This is a genomic window from Kineosporia sp. NBRC 101731 (assembly GCF_030269305.1).
Taxonomy (GTDB): domain Bacteria; phylum Actinomycetota; class Actinomycetes; order Actinomycetales; family Kineosporiaceae; genus Kineosporia.
In genome coordinates this window covers 1-19,704 of the sequence record NZ_BSTC01000013.1, presented here as the reverse complement: position 1 = coordinate 19,704, position 19,704 = coordinate 1, and the positions used below count along the sequence as shown (strand labels likewise).

The 19,704-nt window shown below is 70.8% G+C and carries 15 protein-coding genes and 2 rRNA genes; all 17 read right to left on the bottom strand.

Going from position 1 to position 19,704, the window contains the following annotated elements; genetic code table 11:
* Nucleotides 1-8 precede the first annotated feature (8 nt).
* Nucleotides 9-887, bottom strand: a complete 879-nt coding sequence (locus QSK05_RS28210) for an alpha/beta fold hydrolase (RefSeq protein ID WP_285600390.1) — start codon at nt 885-887, stop codon at nt 9-11.
* A 394-nt stretch (nt 888-1,281) separates the two neighbouring features.
* Nucleotides 1,282-1,920 (bottom strand): NUDIX domain-containing protein, encoded by a 639-nt coding sequence (locus QSK05_RS28205; protein WP_285600389.1) that lies wholly within the window; start codon nt 1,918-1,920, stop codon nt 1,282-1,284.
* A complete protein-coding gene (gene pyrG, locus QSK05_RS28200) occupies nt 1,917-3,659 on the bottom strand; it encodes a CTP synthase (protein WP_285600388.1) in 1,743 nt (580 codons plus the stop codon). Before pyrG ends, QSK05_RS28205 begins: the two co-directional genes overlap by 4 nt.
* A 100-nt stretch (nt 3,660-3,759) precedes the next feature.
* Nucleotides 3,760-4,872, bottom strand: a complete 1,113-nt coding sequence (locus tag QSK05_RS28195; protein ID WP_285600387.1) for a glycosyltransferase family 4 protein — start codon at nt 4,870-4,872, stop codon at nt 3,760-3,762.
* Nucleotides 4,869-6,563 carry a murein biosynthesis integral membrane protein MurJ gene (murJ, locus tag QSK05_RS28190; RefSeq protein WP_285600386.1) on the bottom strand — a complete coding sequence of 565 codons (1,695 nt, stop codon included), beginning with the start codon at nt 6,561-6,563 and terminating at the stop codon, nt 4,869-4,871. Before murJ ends, QSK05_RS28195 begins: the two co-directional genes overlap by 4 nt.
* Nucleotides 6,564-6,742: 179 nt before the next feature.
* Entirely contained in the window at nt 6,743-7,603 is an 861-nt protein-coding gene (locus QSK05_RS28185) for a hypothetical protein (protein ID WP_285600385.1), read from the bottom strand.
* Nucleotides 7,600-8,622: a copper transporter gene (locus QSK05_RS28180; RefSeq protein WP_285600384.1), complete on the bottom strand. Its 1,023-nt coding sequence runs from the start codon at nt 8,620-8,622 to the stop codon at nt 7,600-7,602. Before QSK05_RS28180 ends, QSK05_RS28185 begins: the two co-directional genes overlap by 4 nt.
* Nucleotides 8,622-9,854, bottom strand: coding sequence for a putative cytokinetic ring protein SteA (gene steA, locus QSK05_RS28175; RefSeq protein WP_502879829.1), 1,233 nt, complete (start codon nt 9,852-9,854; stop codon nt 8,622-8,624). The genes QSK05_RS28180 and steA overlap by 1 nt, the downstream gene beginning before the upstream one ends.
* 149 nt (nt 9,855-10,003) lie before the next feature.
* The gene (gene recN, locus QSK05_RS28170) at nt 10,004-11,791 is read right to left on the bottom strand and encodes a DNA repair protein RecN (protein ID WP_352302979.1); all 1,788 of its coding nucleotides are present in this window, start codon (nt 11,789-11,791) and stop codon (nt 10,004-10,006) included.
* Nucleotides 11,792-11,813: 22 nt separating this feature from the next.
* Entirely contained in the window at nt 11,814-12,884 is a 1,071-nt protein-coding gene (locus QSK05_RS28165; RefSeq protein ID WP_285600381.1) for an NAD kinase, read from the bottom strand.
* 64 nt (nt 12,885-12,948) lie between these two features.
* Entirely contained in the window at nt 12,949-13,749 is an 801-nt protein-coding gene (locus tag QSK05_RS28160; protein WP_285600380.1) for a TlyA family RNA methyltransferase, read from the bottom strand.
* Nucleotides 13,750-14,151 carry a hypothetical protein gene (locus QSK05_RS28155; RefSeq protein ID WP_285600379.1) on the bottom strand — a complete coding sequence of 134 codons (402 nt, stop codon included), beginning with the start codon at nt 14,149-14,151 and terminating at the stop codon, nt 13,750-13,752. It lies immediately after the preceding gene.
* Between the two features lie 53 nt (nt 14,152-14,204).
* Nucleotides 14,205-15,254 (bottom strand): HAD-IIA family hydrolase, encoded by a 1,050-nt coding sequence (locus QSK05_RS28150; RefSeq protein WP_285600378.1) that lies wholly within the window; start codon nt 15,252-15,254, stop codon nt 14,205-14,207.
* Nucleotides 15,251-15,586, bottom strand: a complete 336-nt coding sequence (locus tag QSK05_RS28145; RefSeq protein WP_285600377.1) for a hypothetical protein — start codon at nt 15,584-15,586, stop codon at nt 15,251-15,253. Before QSK05_RS28145 ends, QSK05_RS28150 begins: the two co-directional genes overlap by 4 nt.
* A 115-nt stretch (nt 15,587-15,701) precedes the next feature.
* On the bottom strand, nt 15,702-18,689 hold the full coding sequence (locus QSK05_RS28140; RefSeq protein ID WP_285600376.1) for a hypothetical protein: 2,988 nt from the start codon (nt 18,687-18,689) through the stop codon (nt 15,702-15,704).
* A gap of 536 nt (nt 18,690-19,225) precedes the next feature.
* Nucleotides 19,226-19,342 (bottom strand): 5S ribosomal RNA (gene rrf / locus QSK05_RS28135).
* A 118-nt stretch (nt 19,343-19,460) separates the two neighbouring features.
* A 23S ribosomal RNA gene (locus QSK05_RS28130) occupies nt 19,461-19,704 on the bottom strand; the annotation flags it as partial.

The following is a 19,704-nucleotide window of genomic DNA, read 5'->3' as shown; positions in this document are numbered from 1 at the left end:
GCCGGGGCTCAGGGGTTGGGGTGCAGAGGGTTCGTGCGATGGGGGCGGCGGGTGCCCTCAGCCTCGTTGACCCGTCCGATGACGGCCTGGGCCACCTGGTCGGGGTTGGTCTCCGGCAGCCAGTGGCCGGCGTCCAGCTCGACGAAGCGGTACTCGTTGCGGTGGTTCGCGTCGATGAAGTCGGCCGTGGCCTCGGCGGCGGCCCGGCCCAGGAACGCGTCCTGGGCACCCCAGACGTAGGTGACCGGGAGCTTCGCGCGGCCGGCCGGGGTGTCGCGGGAGTAGGCGATGCCGCGGTACCAGTTCACGGCGCCGGTGGCGGCGTGGGGCTGGCGCAGGCGGCGGGCGTCGCGCTGGGCAAACGTCTGGGGTAGGCCGGAGCGGATCAGGGTCTGCTCGAACCGCGGGTTGCGCACGGCCGCCTCAGGCAGGAGCGGCAGCTGGAAAGCGCCCATGTACCAAGACTTCGCGGCCTGTGAACCGCTGCGTAGGGCCTTGCCCATCGCGGCCGGGTGCGGGGTGGAGAGCACGGTGACGGAGCGGAAGCGGTCGGGGTGCTGCCCGGCGAGTGCCCAGGCCAGCGCCCCGCCCCAGTCGTGCCCGACCAGGTGAGCACTGCGGTGGCCGACGGCGTCCAGCAGGGCCAGCACGTCGTCCATCAATTCCGTGGTGGCATACCGACGACGTTGCAACGGCCGCGCCGCGGGTGAATATCCGCGCTGGTCCGGCGCGATCGTACGGATCCCGGCCGAGTGCAGCAGCGGCTCCACCTTCAGCCAGCAGGTGGAGGTCTGCGGAAAACCGTGGAGCAGGATCACCGGGATGCCGTTGTCCGGACCACTGTCGCGGACATCGAAGCTGAGGCCGGTCCGCGTGTATCGCCGCATGCGATCAGCGTAGTGCGACGACCACCGACGGAGACCGAACCGGCCAGGGCCCGCCTGACTCGACCATGACACTCGACCATGACACTCGCCCAGCGCTCCACAGCAGGAGAGCTGACGCGTTGTGTACATCTGGTACATCCGGTACCGGATGTACCAGATGTACACAACGCAGACCTGTCGTCCCCACTCCGGGCGCCACCGGCGGGCCCGGACCCGCAGCGCCCACCGCATCGGGCCGGTCGTCTGCATCAGCACCGGGATCTCGACAAGGGGTCGGTGGGACACCGTCCGGAGACGACAGTGGCCACCCGTCCGCAGCAACGAGCTGCGGGCGGGTGGCCACTGAAAACGCAGGCTCACCACCGAGAAGGAACGGCCGGGAGGGGCGCAGGGACTAGCGGTAGTGGCGGTGTGCCGGCCAGGGCGAGTCGGCGGGGCGCAGGCTCTTCCAGCCACCCTCACGTGATGCCACCGCGGCCAGGACGCCGATCACCGCACCCGGGTTGTGGATCTTCCCGGCGAGCACCGCGTCGCGGGCCTCGTCGAGGGGGATCCAGCGGGTGGGCATGTTCAGCTCTTCCTCGTCGCGCTGGTACCGATCGGCCTCGGGCACCTCGGAGATGCCCCGGGCCAGGTAGACCCGCAGCGCCTCGTTGCTGCCACCGGGCGTGTTGAACCACTCGGCGAGCAGATCCCACTGCGAGGCCTGGAGGTCAGCCTCTTCCAGCAGTTCCCGGGCGGCCGCCGCGACCGGGTTCTCCCCCGGCACATCGAGCAGGCCGGCCGGGAGCTCCCACAGTTCCATCTGCACCGGGTGCCGGTACTGACGGATCATCAGGACCCGGTCGGACTCGTCCAGGGCCAGCACGGTCACCGCGCCCGGGTGGTCCATCAGCTCGCGGGTGACCTGGCCGCCCTCACCGAGATCGACCTTCTCCGAGACGATGTCCCAGACCTTGCCGTGGTGGATCAGGTCGTGCGAGAGCACCGGCCGCGGGGCAAGGAAATCTTCCAGCTCATCGGGCGAGCTCACGCGGTCACCGTCTCAGTCGTCTGGGAATCGGTGTCCTCGCCGGCCTCGGCCGGTGAGTCCGCGTCTGCCGCCCGCGGCGTCTCGACGTCGACCAGCCGCTCGGCGCGCTGCCGGTCGACGGCCGCGGCGATGAGCCCGGCGAACAGCGGGTGCGCCCGATCGGGGCGGGACTTGAACTCGGGGTGGGCCTGGGTGCCCACGTAGTACGGGTGCACCTCGCGAGGAAGCTCCACGAACTCGACCAGCGACCGGTCGGGGGACATCCCGGAGAAGGAGAGACCCGCGTCCTCAAGCTGCTTGAGGTAGTTGTTGTTGACCTCGTAGCGGTGCCGGTGACGCTCGGAGACCTTGGCGCTGCCGTACACCTCACGCACGATGCTGCCCTCGGCGAGCACGGCCGGGTAGGCACCCAGGCGCATGGTGCCGCCCATGTCGCCGTCGCCCGAGACGATGTGTTTCTGCTCGTCCATGGTGGCGATGACCGGGTGCTTCGCGTCCGGCTCGAACTCGGTGCTGCTGGCACCGGCCAGGCCGGCGACGCTGCGGGCGTACTCGATCACCATCGCCTGGAGGCCGAGACACAGTCCCAGGGTGGGGATCTGGTTCTCCCGGGCGTAGGTCAGGGCGCCGAGCTTGCCCTCGATCCCCCGCACGCCGAAACCACCCGGCACGCAGATCGCGTCGACGCCGCGCAGGGCCTTGGCCGCGCCCTCACGGGTCGCGCAGGTGTCGGCGGCGACCCAGCGGATGTTGACCTTGGCGTCCTGGTCGAAGCCACCGGCGCGCAGGGCCTCGGTGACCGACAGGTAGGCGTCGGGCAGGTCGATGTACTTACCCACCAGGGCCAGGTCGATCCGGTGCCGCGGCTGGTGCACCCGGCGCAGCAGCTCGTTCCAGTCGTCCCACTCGACATCGCGGAACGACAGGTTCAGGCGGCGCACCACGAAGGCGTCGAGTCCCTCGGAGTGCAGCACCTTGGGGATGTCGTAGATGGACGGCGCGTCGGCGCAGGTGACAACCGCCTCGAGGTCGACGTCGCAGGTCAGCGCGATCTTGCGCTTCATGCTCTCGGGGATGTCGCGGTCGGAGCGGCAGATCAGCGCGTCCGGCTGGATGCCGATGTTGCGCAGGGCCGCCACCGAGTGCTGGGTGGGCTTGGTCTTCAGCTCGCCGCTGGGGGCCAGGTAGGGCACCAGGGAGACGTGGATGAAGAGGACGTTGTCGCGCCCCACCTCGCGGCGCACCTGACGGGCGGCCTCGAGGAACGGCAGCGACTCGATGTCACCGACGGTGCCACCGATCTCGGTGATGATCACGTCGGCGACGCTGGCCTGGGCCCGCATCCGCGACTTGATCTCGTCAGTGATGTGCGGGATGACCTGCACGGTGTCGCCGAGGTACTCGCCCCGGCGCTCCTTGGCGATCACGGACGAGTAGACCTGGCCCGTGGTCACGTTGGCCGACTGGCCGAACTCCACGTCGAGGAAACGCTCGTAGTGCCCGATGTCGAGGTCCGTCTCGGCACCGTCGTCGGTCACGAAGACCTCGCCGTGCTGGAACGGGTTCATCGTGCCGGGGTCGACATTCAGGTATGGGTCGAGCTTCTGCATCGCGACGCGCAAGCCGCGGGCCCGGAGAAGGTGACCCAGGCTGGAAGCCGACAGCCCCTTGCCGAGAGAAGAGGCGACGCCACCCGTGACGAAGATCTGCTTGGTGTGTTCTGGTATCCGCTGAGCCACGGGCTTTCACGTTATCAGGGTCTGCGGGGACCCGTGGACCCGCCCGTCCCGTTCGCCCGGAAGCGAACGGAACTTCCCATATTTCAGGGCGGGATCCAACTCATCTGGACGCGGGGACCAACTGCCGGTATCGATCCGACCAACCCTGCGTGACCTCGTCCTCGTCGGGCAGCGACGCCACCCGGGCTCGAGCCCGCTGCGCAAGATCGGCTGCCCGCAGCGGATCGTTCAGCAGTTCCTTCACCGCGGCCGCGAGCGCCGGTGCCGAACCGGGCTGCACGAGCGCACCGGCGTCGGCGAGCAGGTCGCAGACCCCGCCCACGGCGGTGGCGACCACCGGCACCCCGGCGGCCATCGCCTCCTGCACCGCCAGCGGACGGGCCTCCCAGTCGCTGGACAGGGCGAACACGTCGGCCTCCTCCAGCAGCGCGGGCACGTCCTCGCGGCGCCCCAGGAAGACCACGGGAGCGTTCGCGCGGTTGCGCTGCCGCTCCAGTTCGTCCAGGAGCTCCAGGTCACCGTCACCCGCGACGGCCCAGCGCACGCCGAGCACGTCCGCCGACAGCAGCGCGGCGGCGTCCACGAGCACGTCCAGGCGCTTCTGCGGGGCGATCCGCGACACGGTGAGCACCAGGGGTCCGCGACGCGGCTCGAGGCCGCTGTCGAGGCCAACGGGGGACGCCGGTGAGCTCCCCTGTGTCCGTGGCTCGGGCGCCTGCGCCGACACGATCGTCAGCTCCGGGTTTTTCGCGCCCAGGGCCCGGGCCCGCTCGACCAGGTCGGACGAGGCCCCGGTGACCAGGTCGGCCTGCCGGGCCTGGACCTGTTCGGCGAGGGCCTGCACGCGACGCTTGGGACCGCTGCCCAGGACGGCGTTGTGCCAGGTCACAATCACCGGGCGACGGCGTTGGCCGAGCGTGGCGGCAGCCAGCACCGTCAGCAGCCCGGCCTGGTGGCCATGAGCGTGCACCACGGTGGCGCCGGCGATGAGACCGCGCAGGGTCTCCAGGGCGGTCCGCACGTTGTGCCGCCCGGTGGGCCACTCCGGGAACACCCGGACACCCGTCGTGGGCAGCCGGTTGGCCGTCACCGGACTGGTGAACACCGCGACGTCCCAGCCCAGTCCGGCCAGGCCGGACGCCAGCCCGGCCACGTGCCCGGCGACACCGCCGGTGGCCGGTCCGGTGACGAGCAGAACACGATCAGCACTCAAGAGTTGCTCCTCCGCAAGATCCGTTCGGTCAGCATGCCCAGATTCTTGCGGTCCAGCACCGCGAGGAGCACACCGAACACACCCGTCGCCACCGCACCGGCGAGCACACCGGCCACCAGACTCCAGACCACGGTCGCGGCCCGCCCGTCGAGCACCAGGTGGGACACCCCCTGCCCGGCGGCCGCGGCGGCCAGGGCCGCGAGCCCGGCCAGCAGCACGAGCCGTCCCAGGCCCTCCGTGGAACCCGGACCGGCCACCCGGCGCAATGCCAGCACCAGCAGCAGTCCGGCGACACTCATGCCGATCGTGTTGCCCCACGCCAGCCCGGTCACGACCGAGGTGACACGGACCCCGACCACCGAGCCGACGATCACGACGCCCCAGCCCGCGGCGGTCGCGACGGCCGCGGCCCGGCCGCGCTCGCGGGCGTAGAGGGCGCGGCCGATGTGGGCGATCAGCGCGAAGCCGATCAGGCCCGGGGCCATCACGGTGAGCGCCGTACCCATCGAGGCGAGGGCCTGCGAGCTCTTGCCCGACCTGTCGATCGCAGTGAAGAACTCCCCCACCGGCACGGCGGCACCGGCCAGCACGGCCGTGCCGAACAGCGAGACCAGCACCACCAGGCGGGTACTGCTCGCGGCGGTCGCGGCGAAACCGGCGTGGTCACCCAGGTTCGCCCGTTCGGCCAGACGCGGGAACGCGCTGGTCGCCAGCGGCACGGCGAGTACGGCGTAGGGCAGCAGGTAGACGGCCTGGGTGTACTGGAAGACAATGTAGGCGCCGACCATGTCACTGTGGTTGGCCAGGAGCAGGGCCACCAGTAGGGACGCCTGCTGGGCCAGGAGCGCGGAGATGCCGGCCGCGGCGAGGGCCAGGCCCCGGCGGGCCACCCCCGACGGAAAGGTCAGGGTGGGACGGATGCGGATGCCGGCCTTCCGGATCGGCACCAGCAACGGCAGAGTCATCACCGCGACCCCGGCGGTCGTGCCCCAGGCCAGCCATGCCTCCGCTCCTCCGGGAAGGGTGGCCACTTCCTGCTTCGACACGGTCAGTGCGCCGTAGACCTGATAGGCCACAATCACCACGAGGCTCGACAGCAGGGGCGCGGCCGCGGGCCAGAAGAAGCGCCGGTGGGCTGTCAGGGCGCCGGTCAGCACCACACCGATGCCGTAGAGGGCCACCTGCGGGGCGAACACGGCGATCATCCGGGCGACGAGAGCCCGTTGCCCATCGATGTCCCCGTCGACGAGCACCTTCGACAACGGCCCGGCCAGCAGCGCGAGTACCACCGACAGCGGCACGAGCACCACCAGCACCCAGCCGATCAGCGCCGAGACGATCCGGTCGATCTCCACCCGGTTGCCACGCGCCAGCGGACCCGCCAACAACGGCACCACGGCGCTCGCCAGGGCACCGCCCGCGACCACTTCGTAGAGCACGTTGGGCAGGAGATTCGCCGAGGAGTAGGCCTCCCCCACACCGTACGACCCGACCCCGGTGGAGAACGACAGCCAGCGCCCGAACCCGACCACACGAGCCACCACGGTCACGGCGGCGATCAGCGCGGCCGAGGCGAGCAGGCCCCTCCCGACCGATCCGGCTGAGGACGCGGGGGGTGGCGTTCCGGGGACGGGTGTGGGCGTGGCTGGTGTGGGCGTGGCTGGTGTGGGCGTCAGGTCGTCAGCGCTCACCGCCGCAGCCCTCCCTGGTCGTCGTCATCAATGCTTCTTTTTTGTTGGTGATCATGCAAAACCTCCCCGGAGTTCTAGAACTCTTCGCTCAGGAGTTCTAGAAGACTGGGGAGGTTTTGCATGATCACCAACGGAGGAGAACGGAGGAGAAGGGGCGGTAGCTGCTACGGCTGCTACGGCTACTGCTGGGCGGGGCGTCGGCCCAGTTGGTCGAGCTCGCGCAGCACCGGCGTCCGCGCGATCACCTTGGTGAAGCTGACCTTCTCGCTGGCCAGGGTCAGACCGCCGACCACGGCCAGCACGGCCAGCTGGCCCTTGCGACCCAGGCCGGTGATGGCCGCGGTGCCGAGCAGCGCGCCGGCGGCGTTGGCACCGGTGTCTCCGAGCATGGCCTTCTCGGCCAGGTCGACGGGCAGCAACCCGGCCCCGGCTCCGCAGGCGACGGCGACCAGACGGCCCGCCGGCGATCCCCCCGAAGCGGCGGGCGCGAACAACAGCGCCACCTTGATGGCACGGCCGGGCCGCAGGTCGAACAGGTTCATCAGGTTCGCGGAGCCGGCCACCACGGCACCGGAGACCAGCGTGTCGGTGGCGGCGCCCAGACCGCGCACGACCAGGCCGGAATCGCCCCGGTCGCGGCGGGAGGGCACCAGCAGCGCCACGACCAGACCGGTCGCCCCGATGCCGAGCACCTTCAGCCCACCGGTGGTGACGTGGCCACGCGCGAGCTCACCGAGGTGACCGCGCAGGCCCTTGCTCTGACCGGTCTCGCGCAGGTCGTCGATCGCGCCGAACGTGCCGCCGCCCACCGTGGCGACCACGGCGGCGGTCTTCACCCGGGCCGGGATGCCGGGCGTCAGCACCGTGGCCGCAGCCGCGCCCAATGTGTAGGCCGGGCCCTCGAGCAGGGTCAGTGTCTCGCCGCGGTGATTGGTGCGCTCCCACAGCTTCCGGCCGCCGGGCGGGTTCTTCAGCAGGAGTTCCCAGGCACCCCGGGCAGCGAGGGCGGCGCCCCCGGCGACGAGCAACCGGCGGATCACTTGTCGCCCTTCTTCTTGGTCGTGCTCTCGGTGGTGGGGGTCTCGACCGGGCGCACCGTGATCGGCGGCAGGATGTCGTCCACCCCCTCGGCGAAGCCGTACGAGCCGGATCCCCCGGCGAGCTGTTCCTGCAGGGCGAGCACGGCAGACGCCACCCCCATCGCGGTCGAGCCGGTGTCGACGGTGGACACCTCGGCCTCCACCGTCTTGTCGTCGCGGATCGAGTCGAGCACGCCGCCGCTGGTCGCGGCCGAGGCCGGGCCGGTGGCCACCGCGCCACCACCGCTGGAGTCGAGCTTGGCGACCAGGGAGACGTAGGCGGGCACGCTGTCGCCGCCGACCCCGGCCGTGGACGAGGCGTCGCTGATGGCGTCCGGGTTGGCCGGGACCACCACCAGGGCGGCCGAGGCCAGGCCGTTCACACTGCCGTCGACCTCGATCAGGCCGGCGTCGGTCAGGCCGCTCAGCGCGGTCGCGGCGTCGGCGGTGTCACCCGAGGCGGTGTCGCTGACCGAGGTGACGACCGAGGTCGACAGCGTCTGGGCCAGACGCTCGCTGGTGCTGCCGTCGGTGGGCACGTATCCGCTGGGCAGCTTCCCGGTGAGGGTGCTGAGCGCGTCGGTGCGGCCCGTCTCCTTGTCGGAGGCGGTCCAGTCCTCGCCGATGTTGATACGGCCGGTGACGCTGCCGCCGGCCGTGGTCACCGCATCGGTCAGCGGCTCGATCACGTCGTCCTCCACCCCGGGCAGGGTGACGACGACGATCGAGCGGCCGGTCAGCGCCCCCGCGACCAGGGCGGGCGTGGTGGCCTGGGCGAACTCGTCGCGGTGGGTCACGGCCGAGTTCGCCGTGGCCAGCTGGTCACGCAGGTCGTCGCGGTCCAGGCGCAGCGCGTTGACCTGCTCGGTCAGCGTGGAGCCGATGGAGTCCTGGAGCGGCCCGGCGCCCAGCACGATGCCGACCGCGAGGGCCAGGAACACCGAGATGAGGGAAACGAGGTGGTACCGGAAATCGATCATCAGCTGAGGAATCCCCGCCAGTTCTGCGTCAGTGCTTCCGGTGCAGGATCGGTGAACCAGCCCTGCACCCAGGAGGTCAGGTCGTCCCAGCGTGCCCCGATCAGCGAATAGAACGTCTGCCCGCCCTCGGTCGAGGCGAGCGCGACACCCAGCGCGACCAGCCCGGCGATCGCCAGGACGGCGAGCTGCCAGTTGCTGATGCGCTGGCGGTAGAGCCGGGACACGCCCTTGGCGTCGACGAGTTTGGTGCCGACACGCAGGCGGGTCAGGAAGGTGCTGGCCATGCCGGCGCGGCCCTTGTCGAGGAACTCGACCAGGGTGGCGTGCGTGCCGACGGCGACGATGAGCGAGGCGCCCTTGTCGTCGGCCAGCAGCATCGCGACGTCTTCGCTGGTACCGGTGGCCGGGAACACCACCGGGTCGACACCGAGTTCGCGCACCCGCACCAGGCCGGGCGCGTTGCCGTCCCGGTAGGCGTGCACGACGATCTCGGCGCCGCAGGTCAATGCCTTGTCAGAGACCGAGTCCATGTCACCGACGATCATGTCGGGGGCATAGCCGGCCTCCAGGATGGCGTCGGCCCCGCCGTCCACCCCGACGAGCACCGGACGGTACTCGCGGATGTACGGGCGCAGCGTGGCCAGGTCTTCCTTGTAGTGGTACCCGCGCACCACGATGAGCGACTGCCGGCCCTCGAACGACGTCTTCACGTCAGGCACGCCGACACCGTCCAGGAGCAGGTCGCGCTCCTTCTTCAGGTACTCCATGGTGTTCGCCGCGAACGCCTCGAGCTGCACGTTGAGCCCGGCGCGGGCGTCGTCCATCGCGGCGGAGACCGTGGCGGCGTCCTGCTTCGTGCCGCGGGCCACCACCTTGCCGTCGACCCAGATCTCGTTGCCGTCGATCCGGATCCGGGTGCCCTCGGTGATCGTGGTGAGGACGGACTCGCCCACGCCGTCGATCAGGAGCACACCGGCCGCGAGCAGGATCTGCGGGCCGAGGTTCGGGTAGCGGCCGGAGATGCTGGCCGCCGCGTTCACCACCGCGGCCGGCCGCACGCCGACCAGCGCGTCGGCAGCCACCCGGTCGATATCGGTGTGGTTGATGATCGCGATATCGCCCGGCTTCAGGCGCTTGGTCAGGTCTTTCGTGCGACTGTCGACCTTTGCGACGCCGTGGACGCCCGGGCCTTCCGCCGGCTCGGGACGGCGGCCACGGGAGAGGGACGGCAACTTCACGGGTCCGATCGTGCCATGTCCGGCTCGGTCCTTTGGACGCGGAAGGTTCCGGATGACAACGATTCGGAACCGATCACCCGGATCAGAACCCGGTTCTGGTCCCGAGGATCACCCGGGTGACGCATCGTCAGGGCCGGGAAACCTCAGACCAGCTGCCGATCCGCCTCGGCCATCGCGAGCAGTTCCTCCGCGTGCGCCTGGGCCGAGCCGGAGTCCTCCAGGCCGCCCAGCATGCGAGCAAGCTCACGGATCCGGCCCTCGGTGTCGAGCGTGTGCACGCCACTGCTCGTGACCTCGCCGCTGAGCGCCTTGCGCACCAGAAGGTGCTGGTCGGCGAAGGCCGCGACCTGCGGCAGGTGGGTCACCACGAGCACCTGACTGTTGCGGGCGAGCCGGGCCAGCCGCCGGCCGATACCCAGCGCCGCCTTGCCGCCGACCCCGGAGTCGACCTCGTCGAACACGAACGTGGGCACCGGGTCGACCGCGCCGAGCACGACCTCCAGGCCGAGCATGACGCGCGACAGCTCACCGCCCGAGGCGCCCTTGCCGAGCGGACGCGGCGACGCCCCGGGGTGCGGTGCGAGGAGCATCTCGATCTCGTCGGCGCCGTCCGGGCCGAACGCCACCGGCGGGCCCTGCCCCAGCATGGTCGCGGTGTCACCGGCCGGATCGATCAGGTCGATCGTGTGGTCCGACTCCAGCACCAGGCCCTCGTCGTCGGGTTTGTACGTCACCTCCACGAACAGCCGGGAGCCGACCATCGACAGTTCCTGCAGCTCGCCGGTCACGGCCTTGGCCAGCCGGGCCGCCGCCGCCCGCCGCGCCTTGGTCAGCGCCACCGCGTGCCGGGCCAGTGTGCTGCGCAGCTCACGCAGCCGCTCGGCCAGCTCGTCCACCGACTGCTCGTCGTTGTCCAGCTCCAGCAGCCGCACCGACGCCTGCTGCGCCCAGGCCAGTGTGGCGTCGACGTCCTCGCCGTAGCCCCGCACCAGATGGCTCAGCGTGGCGCGCCGGTCTTCCACCCCGGCCAGGCGCACCGGGTCGGCCTCCACCCCGGCCGCGTACGACGCGCACTCGGTGGCCAGGTCGTCCACCAGGTAGCCGATCTCCGCCGCCCGCCGGCCCAGCTCGCCCAGGGCCGGGTCGTGCGCGGCACCGCCCTCGAGCGCCCGCCGGACCTGGTTCATCAGCGCGGCCACGGCGTAACCGCTGCCCTCCGACTCACCCGACAGGGCCTCGTTGGCCGTGGCCGCCGCCTGCTGCAGCCCCTCGGCGTGCGAGAGGCGCTGCGACTCGGCCTTCAGCTCGTGGTCCTCGCCCGGCTGCGGGGCGACCTTCTCGATCTCCGCCAGCCCGGCGCGCAGCCGCTCGGCCTCCGCGGCGCGCTCGGCGAACTGCTGGGTGATCTCCCGGTGCTTCTTGTCGAGCTTGCGCATCTCGGCGTAGGTCTTGCGGTAGGTCGCCAGCGCCTTCGCCACCGTGGCACCACCGAAGCGGTCGAGCGACTCCCGCTGGCGCGACTGCGACTGCAACCGGATCTGGTCGCTCTGCCCGTGCACCGCCACCAGGTCGCCGGCCATCTCGCCGAGCAGCCCGTTGGGCACACCGCGCCCCCCGACATGGGCCCGCGACCGGCCCTCGGCCGAGACCGTACGGGCGATGACGAGCGTGTCGCCGTCGTCCAGCTCCGCGCCCGCCTCGATCGCCTTGGTCACCGCCGCGTTCTTCGGATCGAGGACGAGCCGGCCCTCGACCAGGGCGCTCTGGTAACCCTCACGGACCGCCCCGGCATCCGCCCGACCACCCATGAGCAGGCCTAGTCCGGTCACGACCATTGTTTTACCGGCGCCGGTCTCGCCCGTGACGACGGTCAGTCCGGGCTTGAATTCCAGCACCGCGTCGTCGATCACGCCCAGACCGCGCAGGTGCATCTCCTGAAGCACGTCGACGACTCTAGGGCAGGTTTTGAGTAGTCGGCGAGGCCGACGGCCCGGTTCCGTCCGGGTTCTTCCCGGATCCGCCGTTCGAAACGGTGTTCGAAGGACATTCCGGACCCTTGGCTGACGTCTCCGGCGAATCGACGCGGTCCCGCCACTCACGTGAGGATCCGTCCGAGCCCCGCAGGGCGCGCCCGCGCCAGCCGTGCACCGGCAGACCGAACTTGGCCACGAGCCGGTCGGTGAACGGCGGACGGGCCAGCCGGGCCAGCCGCACAGGCACCGCCGAGCGCCGCACCTCGACCCGCGCGCCCGGGGGCAGGTCCATGCTGCGGCGGCCGTCGCACCAGAGCATCGCCCGGCCCGGCGTGCCCTGCACCAGCTCCACGGCCGGCACCGACGTCGGCGCCACCACCATCGGGCGGGCGAACAGGGCGTGGGCGCTCAGCGGGGCCAGCAGCAGTGCCTCGACCTCCGGCCAGACGATCGGGCCCCCGGCCGAGAACGCGTAGGCCGTCGACCCGGTCGGCGTGGCCATGACCACACCGTCGCACCCGAACTCGGTCACCGGCCGGCCGTCGACCTCGATCACGACCTCGATCATGCGCTCGCGGTTGGCCTTCTCCACCGAGGCCTCGTTCAGCGCCCACAGGTCGGCAATCTTCTCGCCGTCGACGTGCACGGCGACATCGAGCGTCATCCGTTCCTCGACCTCGTAGTCACGCGCCGCGATGCGCTGCACGGTGTACGCCAGGTCGTCGCGCTCGGACTCGGCCAGGAACCCGACGTGCCCCAGGTTCACCCCCAGCAGCGGAGCCCGATGACCGCGCACCAGCTCGGCGCCACGCAGGATCGTGCCGTCCCCGCCCAGCACGATGACCAGCTCGATCGCGTCCAGCGGATCCTTCGGGCTGGCCTGGTGCAGCAGCTGCATCGTCTTGCCGGTCAGGCCCTCGGAGTCGCTGGGCATCACGATGGGCTTGATGCCGGCGTCCACGAGCAGGTGCACGAGCTCCTCGGCGGCCGCGACGGCGGTGTCCCGGCCGGTGTGGGCCAGGACGAGCACCCGGCGGTCGGGTGTGCTCATGAAGCTCCCTCGATCGGTGCTGTTGCTCTTGTGTGTGCTGTCGTTCGCGGGCCGGCCGAACGTCTCACGCAGGCCCGTCGACGATGGCCTGCTCCAGCGCGGCCGTCTCCAGCGGCGGCGCACCGGCGGTCAGCCAGAGGAAGAACTCGACGTTGCCACTGGGACCCGGCAGCGGGCTCGCCACCACGCCCCGGACCCCACGACCTAATTCGAGGGCCGCGTCCGCCACCATGCGCACCGCGTCTGCCCGCACCTCCGGATCACGCACCACACCGCCTGAACCCAGCCGCTCACGCCCCACCTCGAACTGAGGTTTCACCATGAGCAGCAGGTCCGCGTCCGGAGCCGTACATCCCACCAGCGCGGGCAACACCAGCCGCAGCGAGATGAACGACAGGTCCCCCACCACCAGCGACGGCGCGGGGGCCACTTGTTCCGGCTTCAGCTCACGAATATTGGTGCGGTCCAGCACCGTCACCCGCGGGTCCTGCTGCAACGACCACACCAGCTGCCCGTAGCCCACGTCCACCGCCACCACGTGTCCCGCGCCCCGGCGCAACAGCACGTCGGTGAACCCGCCCGTGCTCGCGCCCGCGTCCAGACAACGCCGCCCGGTCACGTCGATCTGCGTGAAATGGTCGAGCGCACCAGCCAGTTTGTGCCCACCCCGGCTGGCGTACCCGGGATCGGACTCGTCCTTCTTCACCACGATCGCGACCGCCGGGTCGACCCGGGTCGCGGGTTTCGTGGCGGGCCAGCCCGCCACGGTGACGCGCCCGTCGTGCACGAGCTGCGCGGCGGACTCCCTGGAGCGAGCCAGTTTGCGGCGTACCAGTTCGGCATCGAGCCTGATCAGCTTGGCCATCTAACTCTCGACATCCGCGAGCCGGTCCTGCAACGTCTGGTGGGCCGATTCATAGGCCTGGAGCTGGAAGTCGAGATCCGCGCCGAACGAGTCCGACACCAGTTCCATCGCCTCGTCGACCGCACGGTCGCCCGTCACCGGGGGTCGAGGGGCAGAAATGGAGGACGAGGTGGCCGGCGCATCGGCTGCCGTTTCGCTTCGGCCTGTTATCGCCCCACCGGAGGTGAACCGAGAATCATCGCCCGTCGGGTCGTCCTCAAGCGGCTCTTCGTCCTCAAGCTGTTCTTCGGGCTCTTCGGGCTCTGCGGGCAGGTCCCAGGGCTGGGGCGGGCGGATGGACAGGGGGGTGGCGCCGAACGAACCGGGCAGGCCTGTGCGGACGGGCGGGTACTCGCTCGTCACGGTGCTGCCTCCGGGTTCGTCGGGCTGAAGTGTGTGGACATGCTGACGTCACGCTACCGGCCCCAGGGGCCGTCGCCCTCCATCGCGTAGAGCTCGTTGAGCAGCGCCTCGGAACCGGCCACGTCGTCGTAACGGTCCTGATACGCCCAGGCCGCGACGCAACCGGCCCGGAGCAGATCGAGCGCGTCCGAACCGGCCTCGATCACGATGACCGCGCCCTTCCCGACGCGGACCCGCGACTCGCCGACGGTGACCAGGTCACCCTGCACCTTCGGGGTGGGGTGCGGTTCGAGCAGGCCCCCGAGGTCACGGGCAATCAAGTGGGGACGCGTGTGTGCGGCCGCGGCGATCAGATCGGTCGCCCGGTGCACGCCGGTGAGCACGATCAGGCCGACCAGGCCGGCAGCACGGGCGCCCTCGAGGTCGGTGTCCAGCCGGTCGCCCACGACGATGGCCTTCTCGCTGCCGTAGCGAGCGGCAGCCTCCAGGAACAACGTGGGCTGGGGCTTACCCGCCACCTCCGGCTGAACCTTCGTGGCGGTGATGACGGCCTCGACCATCGTGCCGTTGCCGGGCGCCGGACCGTACGGGGTGGGCACGGTGGCGTCCATGTTGGTGGCGATCCAGGGCAGACCGGCGCGGACCGCGCGGGTTCCCTCGACCAGCAGCTGCCAGTTCAGGTCGGGCGAGAAGCCCTGCACCACGGCGACCGGCTCGTCGTCCATCGAGCCGACCGGTTTCAGCCCGGCCGCCTCCAGCGCCTCGTAGAGCCCGACTCCCCCGACCACCAGGACCTTCGATCCGGCCGGCAGACGCTTGGCGAACAACGCGGACGCGGCCTGCGCCGAGTTGACCACGTCGTCGTCCTGCGCGTGGACACCGAGCTCCCGCAGGTGCTCGGCCACCACCCGTGGCGGACGGGAGGCATTGTTGGTCACGAAGGCCGTGCGGGTGCCCTCGGCCCGAACCCGTTCCAGGGCCTCGGGGGCTCCGTCGACGGCCTTCGGCCCGATGTAGACGACCCCGTCGAGGTCGAGCAGGACGGTGTCGAACTCGGCGGACGGCGCGCGGTCCAGCCCGATCAGCGTGGAGGAAGAACTCACAGGACGTCACCGTAGTCGTCCCCCGCCATCAGGGTGTCCTCGGCCTGCGCCGGGTCGGTGTCCGTCACGGTCTCCGGGGGCAGGAGCATCGGTCCGTCGTCGCTGTCGATCAGGGCGGGCACGTACTCCGGCTCCGGGTCCACCCCGTCGAGCAGGTCGAGGCCGGTCACCGGCTCGGGCTCCCCCGGTTGAGGCAGGACCACCGTCTCGGACTCGTACGGTTCGGGCGCCGGTTGCGCCGGTTGCGCCGGTTGCGGTGAGGGCTCCGCATTGAGGACGAGTTCCAGGGCGTCCGGTTCCGGGGAACCGAACGCGTCGGTGTCACTGACCATGGTTGTTCTCCATCCGTCCGTGGATCGCTCCGGCAAACGACCGGGGCCGGGTGACATGGAATGTCACCCGGCCCCGGTACCGGCGATTCACGTCCGGATCACGGACGCGGCTCGCTTACCGGTCGGTGTTCTTGCCTGCATCCTCGCTGCCGCCGTAGTCGAAGCGCATCTCGAGAGGTGAGCTCTTCGTACTGTCGGCCTTGACGTCGGAGCCGGCCTGCGGCTCGTCGTCCTCGTCCTCTTCTTCGTCCTCGTCGTCCTCGTCGTCCAGGTCGTCGTCCTGGTCGTCGAGCTCGTCGGCCGCGTCGTCCTCGGTGGCGGCGTCACGGATCTCGTCCGCGTCGCCGGTCTCCTCGGCGTCGTCCACGCCATCGTCGGAGGCGTCGTCATCGTCGGAGTCCAGTTCGAGGTCGATGACCTCGAGCTCCTCCTCGTCCAGGCCACCGACACCGGCCGTGCCGTCCGGGTCCTCGGCCATGGCGCGGGTACGCCAGGCGTCGGCCTCCTTGTTGCGCTTGGACTGCTTGAGCGCCTCGGAGTACGCGAACCGCAGGCGGGCCAGGCTCGGCGAACGCCGGTTGCTGTCGAGGTCGGGCACCTGGAGCACCACGACCGCGGCGTCGTACTCGCCCATGTCGGCGCGGGCGCCGGACTCGACGATCTTCAGCTCGATGCGACCGTCCTGGTCGAGCGTCTTGGCCTCGGCGCTGCGGGCCAGCTCGAGCGCCCGCTCGGGACGGCCCAGGCCACGCTCGGCGTCGGCCATCACCGGGAGGTGCTCGTTGGAGCCCGAGATCCGGCGGTGCGTGCGCAGTTCGGCGAGGGCCTCGGCGTACCGACCGGTGCGGTAGGCCGCCAGGCCGGCGGTCTCCCGCACGACACCCAGCCGCGAGCCACGCTTACGGGCAGCAACCGCGTGCTCCCAGGCCAGCTCGGGGTCGGACTCGATGAAGTAGTTCGCGGCGGCCAGGTGTGCGCCGGTCTGCACCGCGACCTCGCGGCTCAGACCGGACAGCTCGGTACGGACGTCCTTCTCGAGCATGCTCGCGCTGATGCCCTCGGGGATCTCCGGGTCGCGACCGACGACCTTGCGCGTCGAGATCGGGCGCAGGGTGCGGCCGTCGTCGGAACGCTGCGAACGGGTGTGCGTGGCCGGACGACGCTCGGTCCGGTCACGGGACTCACGTCCGCCCCAGCTCTTGCCGGCACCACCCGAGGGACGCTCGCCCCGGTCGGGACGGTCCGAGCGCTCGGGACGCTCGTAGCTCTTCGCCGGGCTACCTTCACCCGAACGCGCCTCACGGGGCTTGTCGTCGTTCCAGCTGCGTCGCTGGGCCGGGAAACCGCCCTCGTTCGAACGCGATTCGGGGTTGCTGGCCTTGGTGCTGTCCTTGTCGCCCCAGCTGCGCTTCTGACCGGTGAAGCCGGGGCGCTCACCACGGTCGCCACCCTGGCCACCCGGGCCACCCTGGTTACCGGAACGGAAGCCACCGCGGTCACCGCTGCCGCCGGGGCGTGAACCGCCACGGTCGTTGCTGAAGCCACCCTCGCGCTTGAAACCGCCCCGGTCGCCGCCGGGACCGCCCTGGCCACCGGAACGGAACCCGCCCCGGTCGCCGGAGCCACCGCGGTTGTCGCGGTCACCACCGGAACGGAACCCCCCGCGATCGCTGCTGCCGCTGTCACGACCGGCGGGCTTGAAGCCGCCCCGGTCACCACCGGGACCACCCGAGCGGAAGCCGCCACGGTCGCCGCCGGAGGAACCGCCCGGGCGGAAGCCGGGACGGTCGCCGCCCTGGCCGCCGGAGCGGAAGCCACCACGGTTGTCACGGTCGCCGGAGGGACGGAAGCCACCCCGGTCGCTGCTGCCGCCGTCACGGCCGGCGGGCTTGAAACCGCCCCGGTCGCCGGAGCCACCGCGGTTGTCGCGGTCACCACCGGAACGGAAACCACCGCGATCGCTGCTGCCGCCGTCACGACCGGCGGGCTTGAAACCGCCCCGGTCGCCCCGGTCGTTGTTGAAGCCGCCCTCACGCGGGCCGGACCGGAAGCCACCACGGTCACCACCGGCGGGACGGTCACCACGGTCGTTGCGGAAACCGCCACGATCGCTGCCGCCGTCACGTCCGCCCGGCTTGAAGTCGCCCCGGTCGTTGTTGAAACCGCCCTCACGCGGGCCGGACCGGAAGCCGCCACGGTCGCCGCCGGAGGAACCACCCGGACGGAAACCGCCCCGGTCGTTGCCACCGTCACGGTTGGCGGGCTTGAAACCGCCACGGTCGCCGGAGGGCCGGAAGCCGCCGCGGTCGCCCCGGTCGTTGCTGAAACCACTGGGACGCGAACCGCCGCGGTCGCCGCCGGGGCCACCCGAACGGAAGCCGCCCCGGTCACCACCCGAGCCGCCTGAGCCGCCCGGGCCACCGGACCGGAAGCCGCCGCGGTCGCCGCCGGAGGAACCACCCGGACGGAAACCGCCCCGGTCGCCGGAGCCACCGCGGTTGTCACGGTCACCCCCGGAACGGAAGCCGCCCCGGTCGTTGCTGCCACCGTCACGACCGCCGGGCTTGAAGCCGCCACGATCGCCACGGTCGTTGTTGAAGCCGCCCTCACGCGGACCGGAGCGGAAGCCGCCACGGTCACCGCCGGAGGAACCACCCGGACGGAAGCCGGGACGGTCGCCTCCCTGGCCGCCGGAGCGGAAACCGCCACGGTCACCGGAGGAACCGCGGTTGTCGCGGTCACCACCGGAACGGAAACCACCACGGTCACCGCCCGAGTTGCCGGAACCGCCACGGTTGTCACGGAAGCCACCGCGGTCGCCACCGGGGCCACCGGAACGGAAGCCGCCCCGATCGCCGGACGGGGCGCCGGAGCCACCGGAACGGAAGCCGCCCCGGTCACCGCCGGAACCACCGGAGCCACCCGGACGGAAACCGCCCCGGTCGCCACCGGAACCACGGTTGTCACGGTCGCCACCACGGGGGCCGCCGTCACGGCTCGGACCACCCGAGCGGAAACCACCACTGCTGGGAGGACGTGAGCCACCGCGCTCACCGTCGCGGGAGAAACCGCCGCCGTCGCTGGAGGAACGGGACGTACGCATGCCGGCCACCCGTCCACTGCCGTGGGAGCTGGCACCACGGGACGGGGCGCGGCCACGGTCACCCGTGCGCGACTGCCCGTCCCGATCGCCACGGCCTCCGGCCGGCCCTCTGCTGGGACCGCCCTTACCGGACTCGTTAGATCGAGGACGCTGCCTGTCGGGCTCGCCGGCCATGACTTCCAATCCTTTGACTGCTCGGTGATGCTTCGTTCGTCGTGCTCGCGCTGCGAGACGTCGTCATCGCAGGCGGAAGCCATGGGCCCGGGGCGCGCCGCATCCGGGACGCCCAGTTCCGCCGTCTACCGGCGGCCAGCACTGTTCAGAAGACGTACCAGTACATCACGAGCCTGGCACTGCTCCCGCCGTCCGCGTCGTCATGGACCCGAACAGCGGCATGGAAAAACAGTGATGGCGGCCTACTCCTGGTCCGTGTCCGTTGCCCCGGAATCTTCGCGCCCTGCGATTGACGCGGGCGCGGATTCGACGGGTGAACACGGCCATGAACTGGAGCGGCCGCCACCACTATCTATGAAGTTGTCCGGCGATGTCCTACTCTCCCACACCGTAACCAGTGCAGTACCATCGGCGCTGGCAGGCTTAGCTTCCGGGTTCGGAATGAGACCGGGCGTTTCCCTGCCGCTATGATCGCCGTAACTCTCTCGGCACAACCGTCACCCTTGAATCTCATGGGTGTGTACGGTCGTTTCCCGTGAACCGCATAGTGGACGTGAGTCAATCTTCGCTCTGCGCAAGTTTGAGCGTAAAAGTGTGTTAGATAAGTCATCGGCATATTAGTACCGGTCAGCTTCACGGGTCTTCAGTCCCCGCTTCCACATCCGGCCTATCAACCCAGTAGTCTAGCTGGGAGCCTCTCACACCTCGAGGGTGCATGGAAACCTCATCTTGAAGCGAGCTTCCCGCTTAGATGCCTTCAGCGGTTATCCCTTCCGAACGTAGCTAACCAGCGGTGCCCTTGGCAGGACAACTGGCACACCAGAGGTTCGTCCGTCCCGGT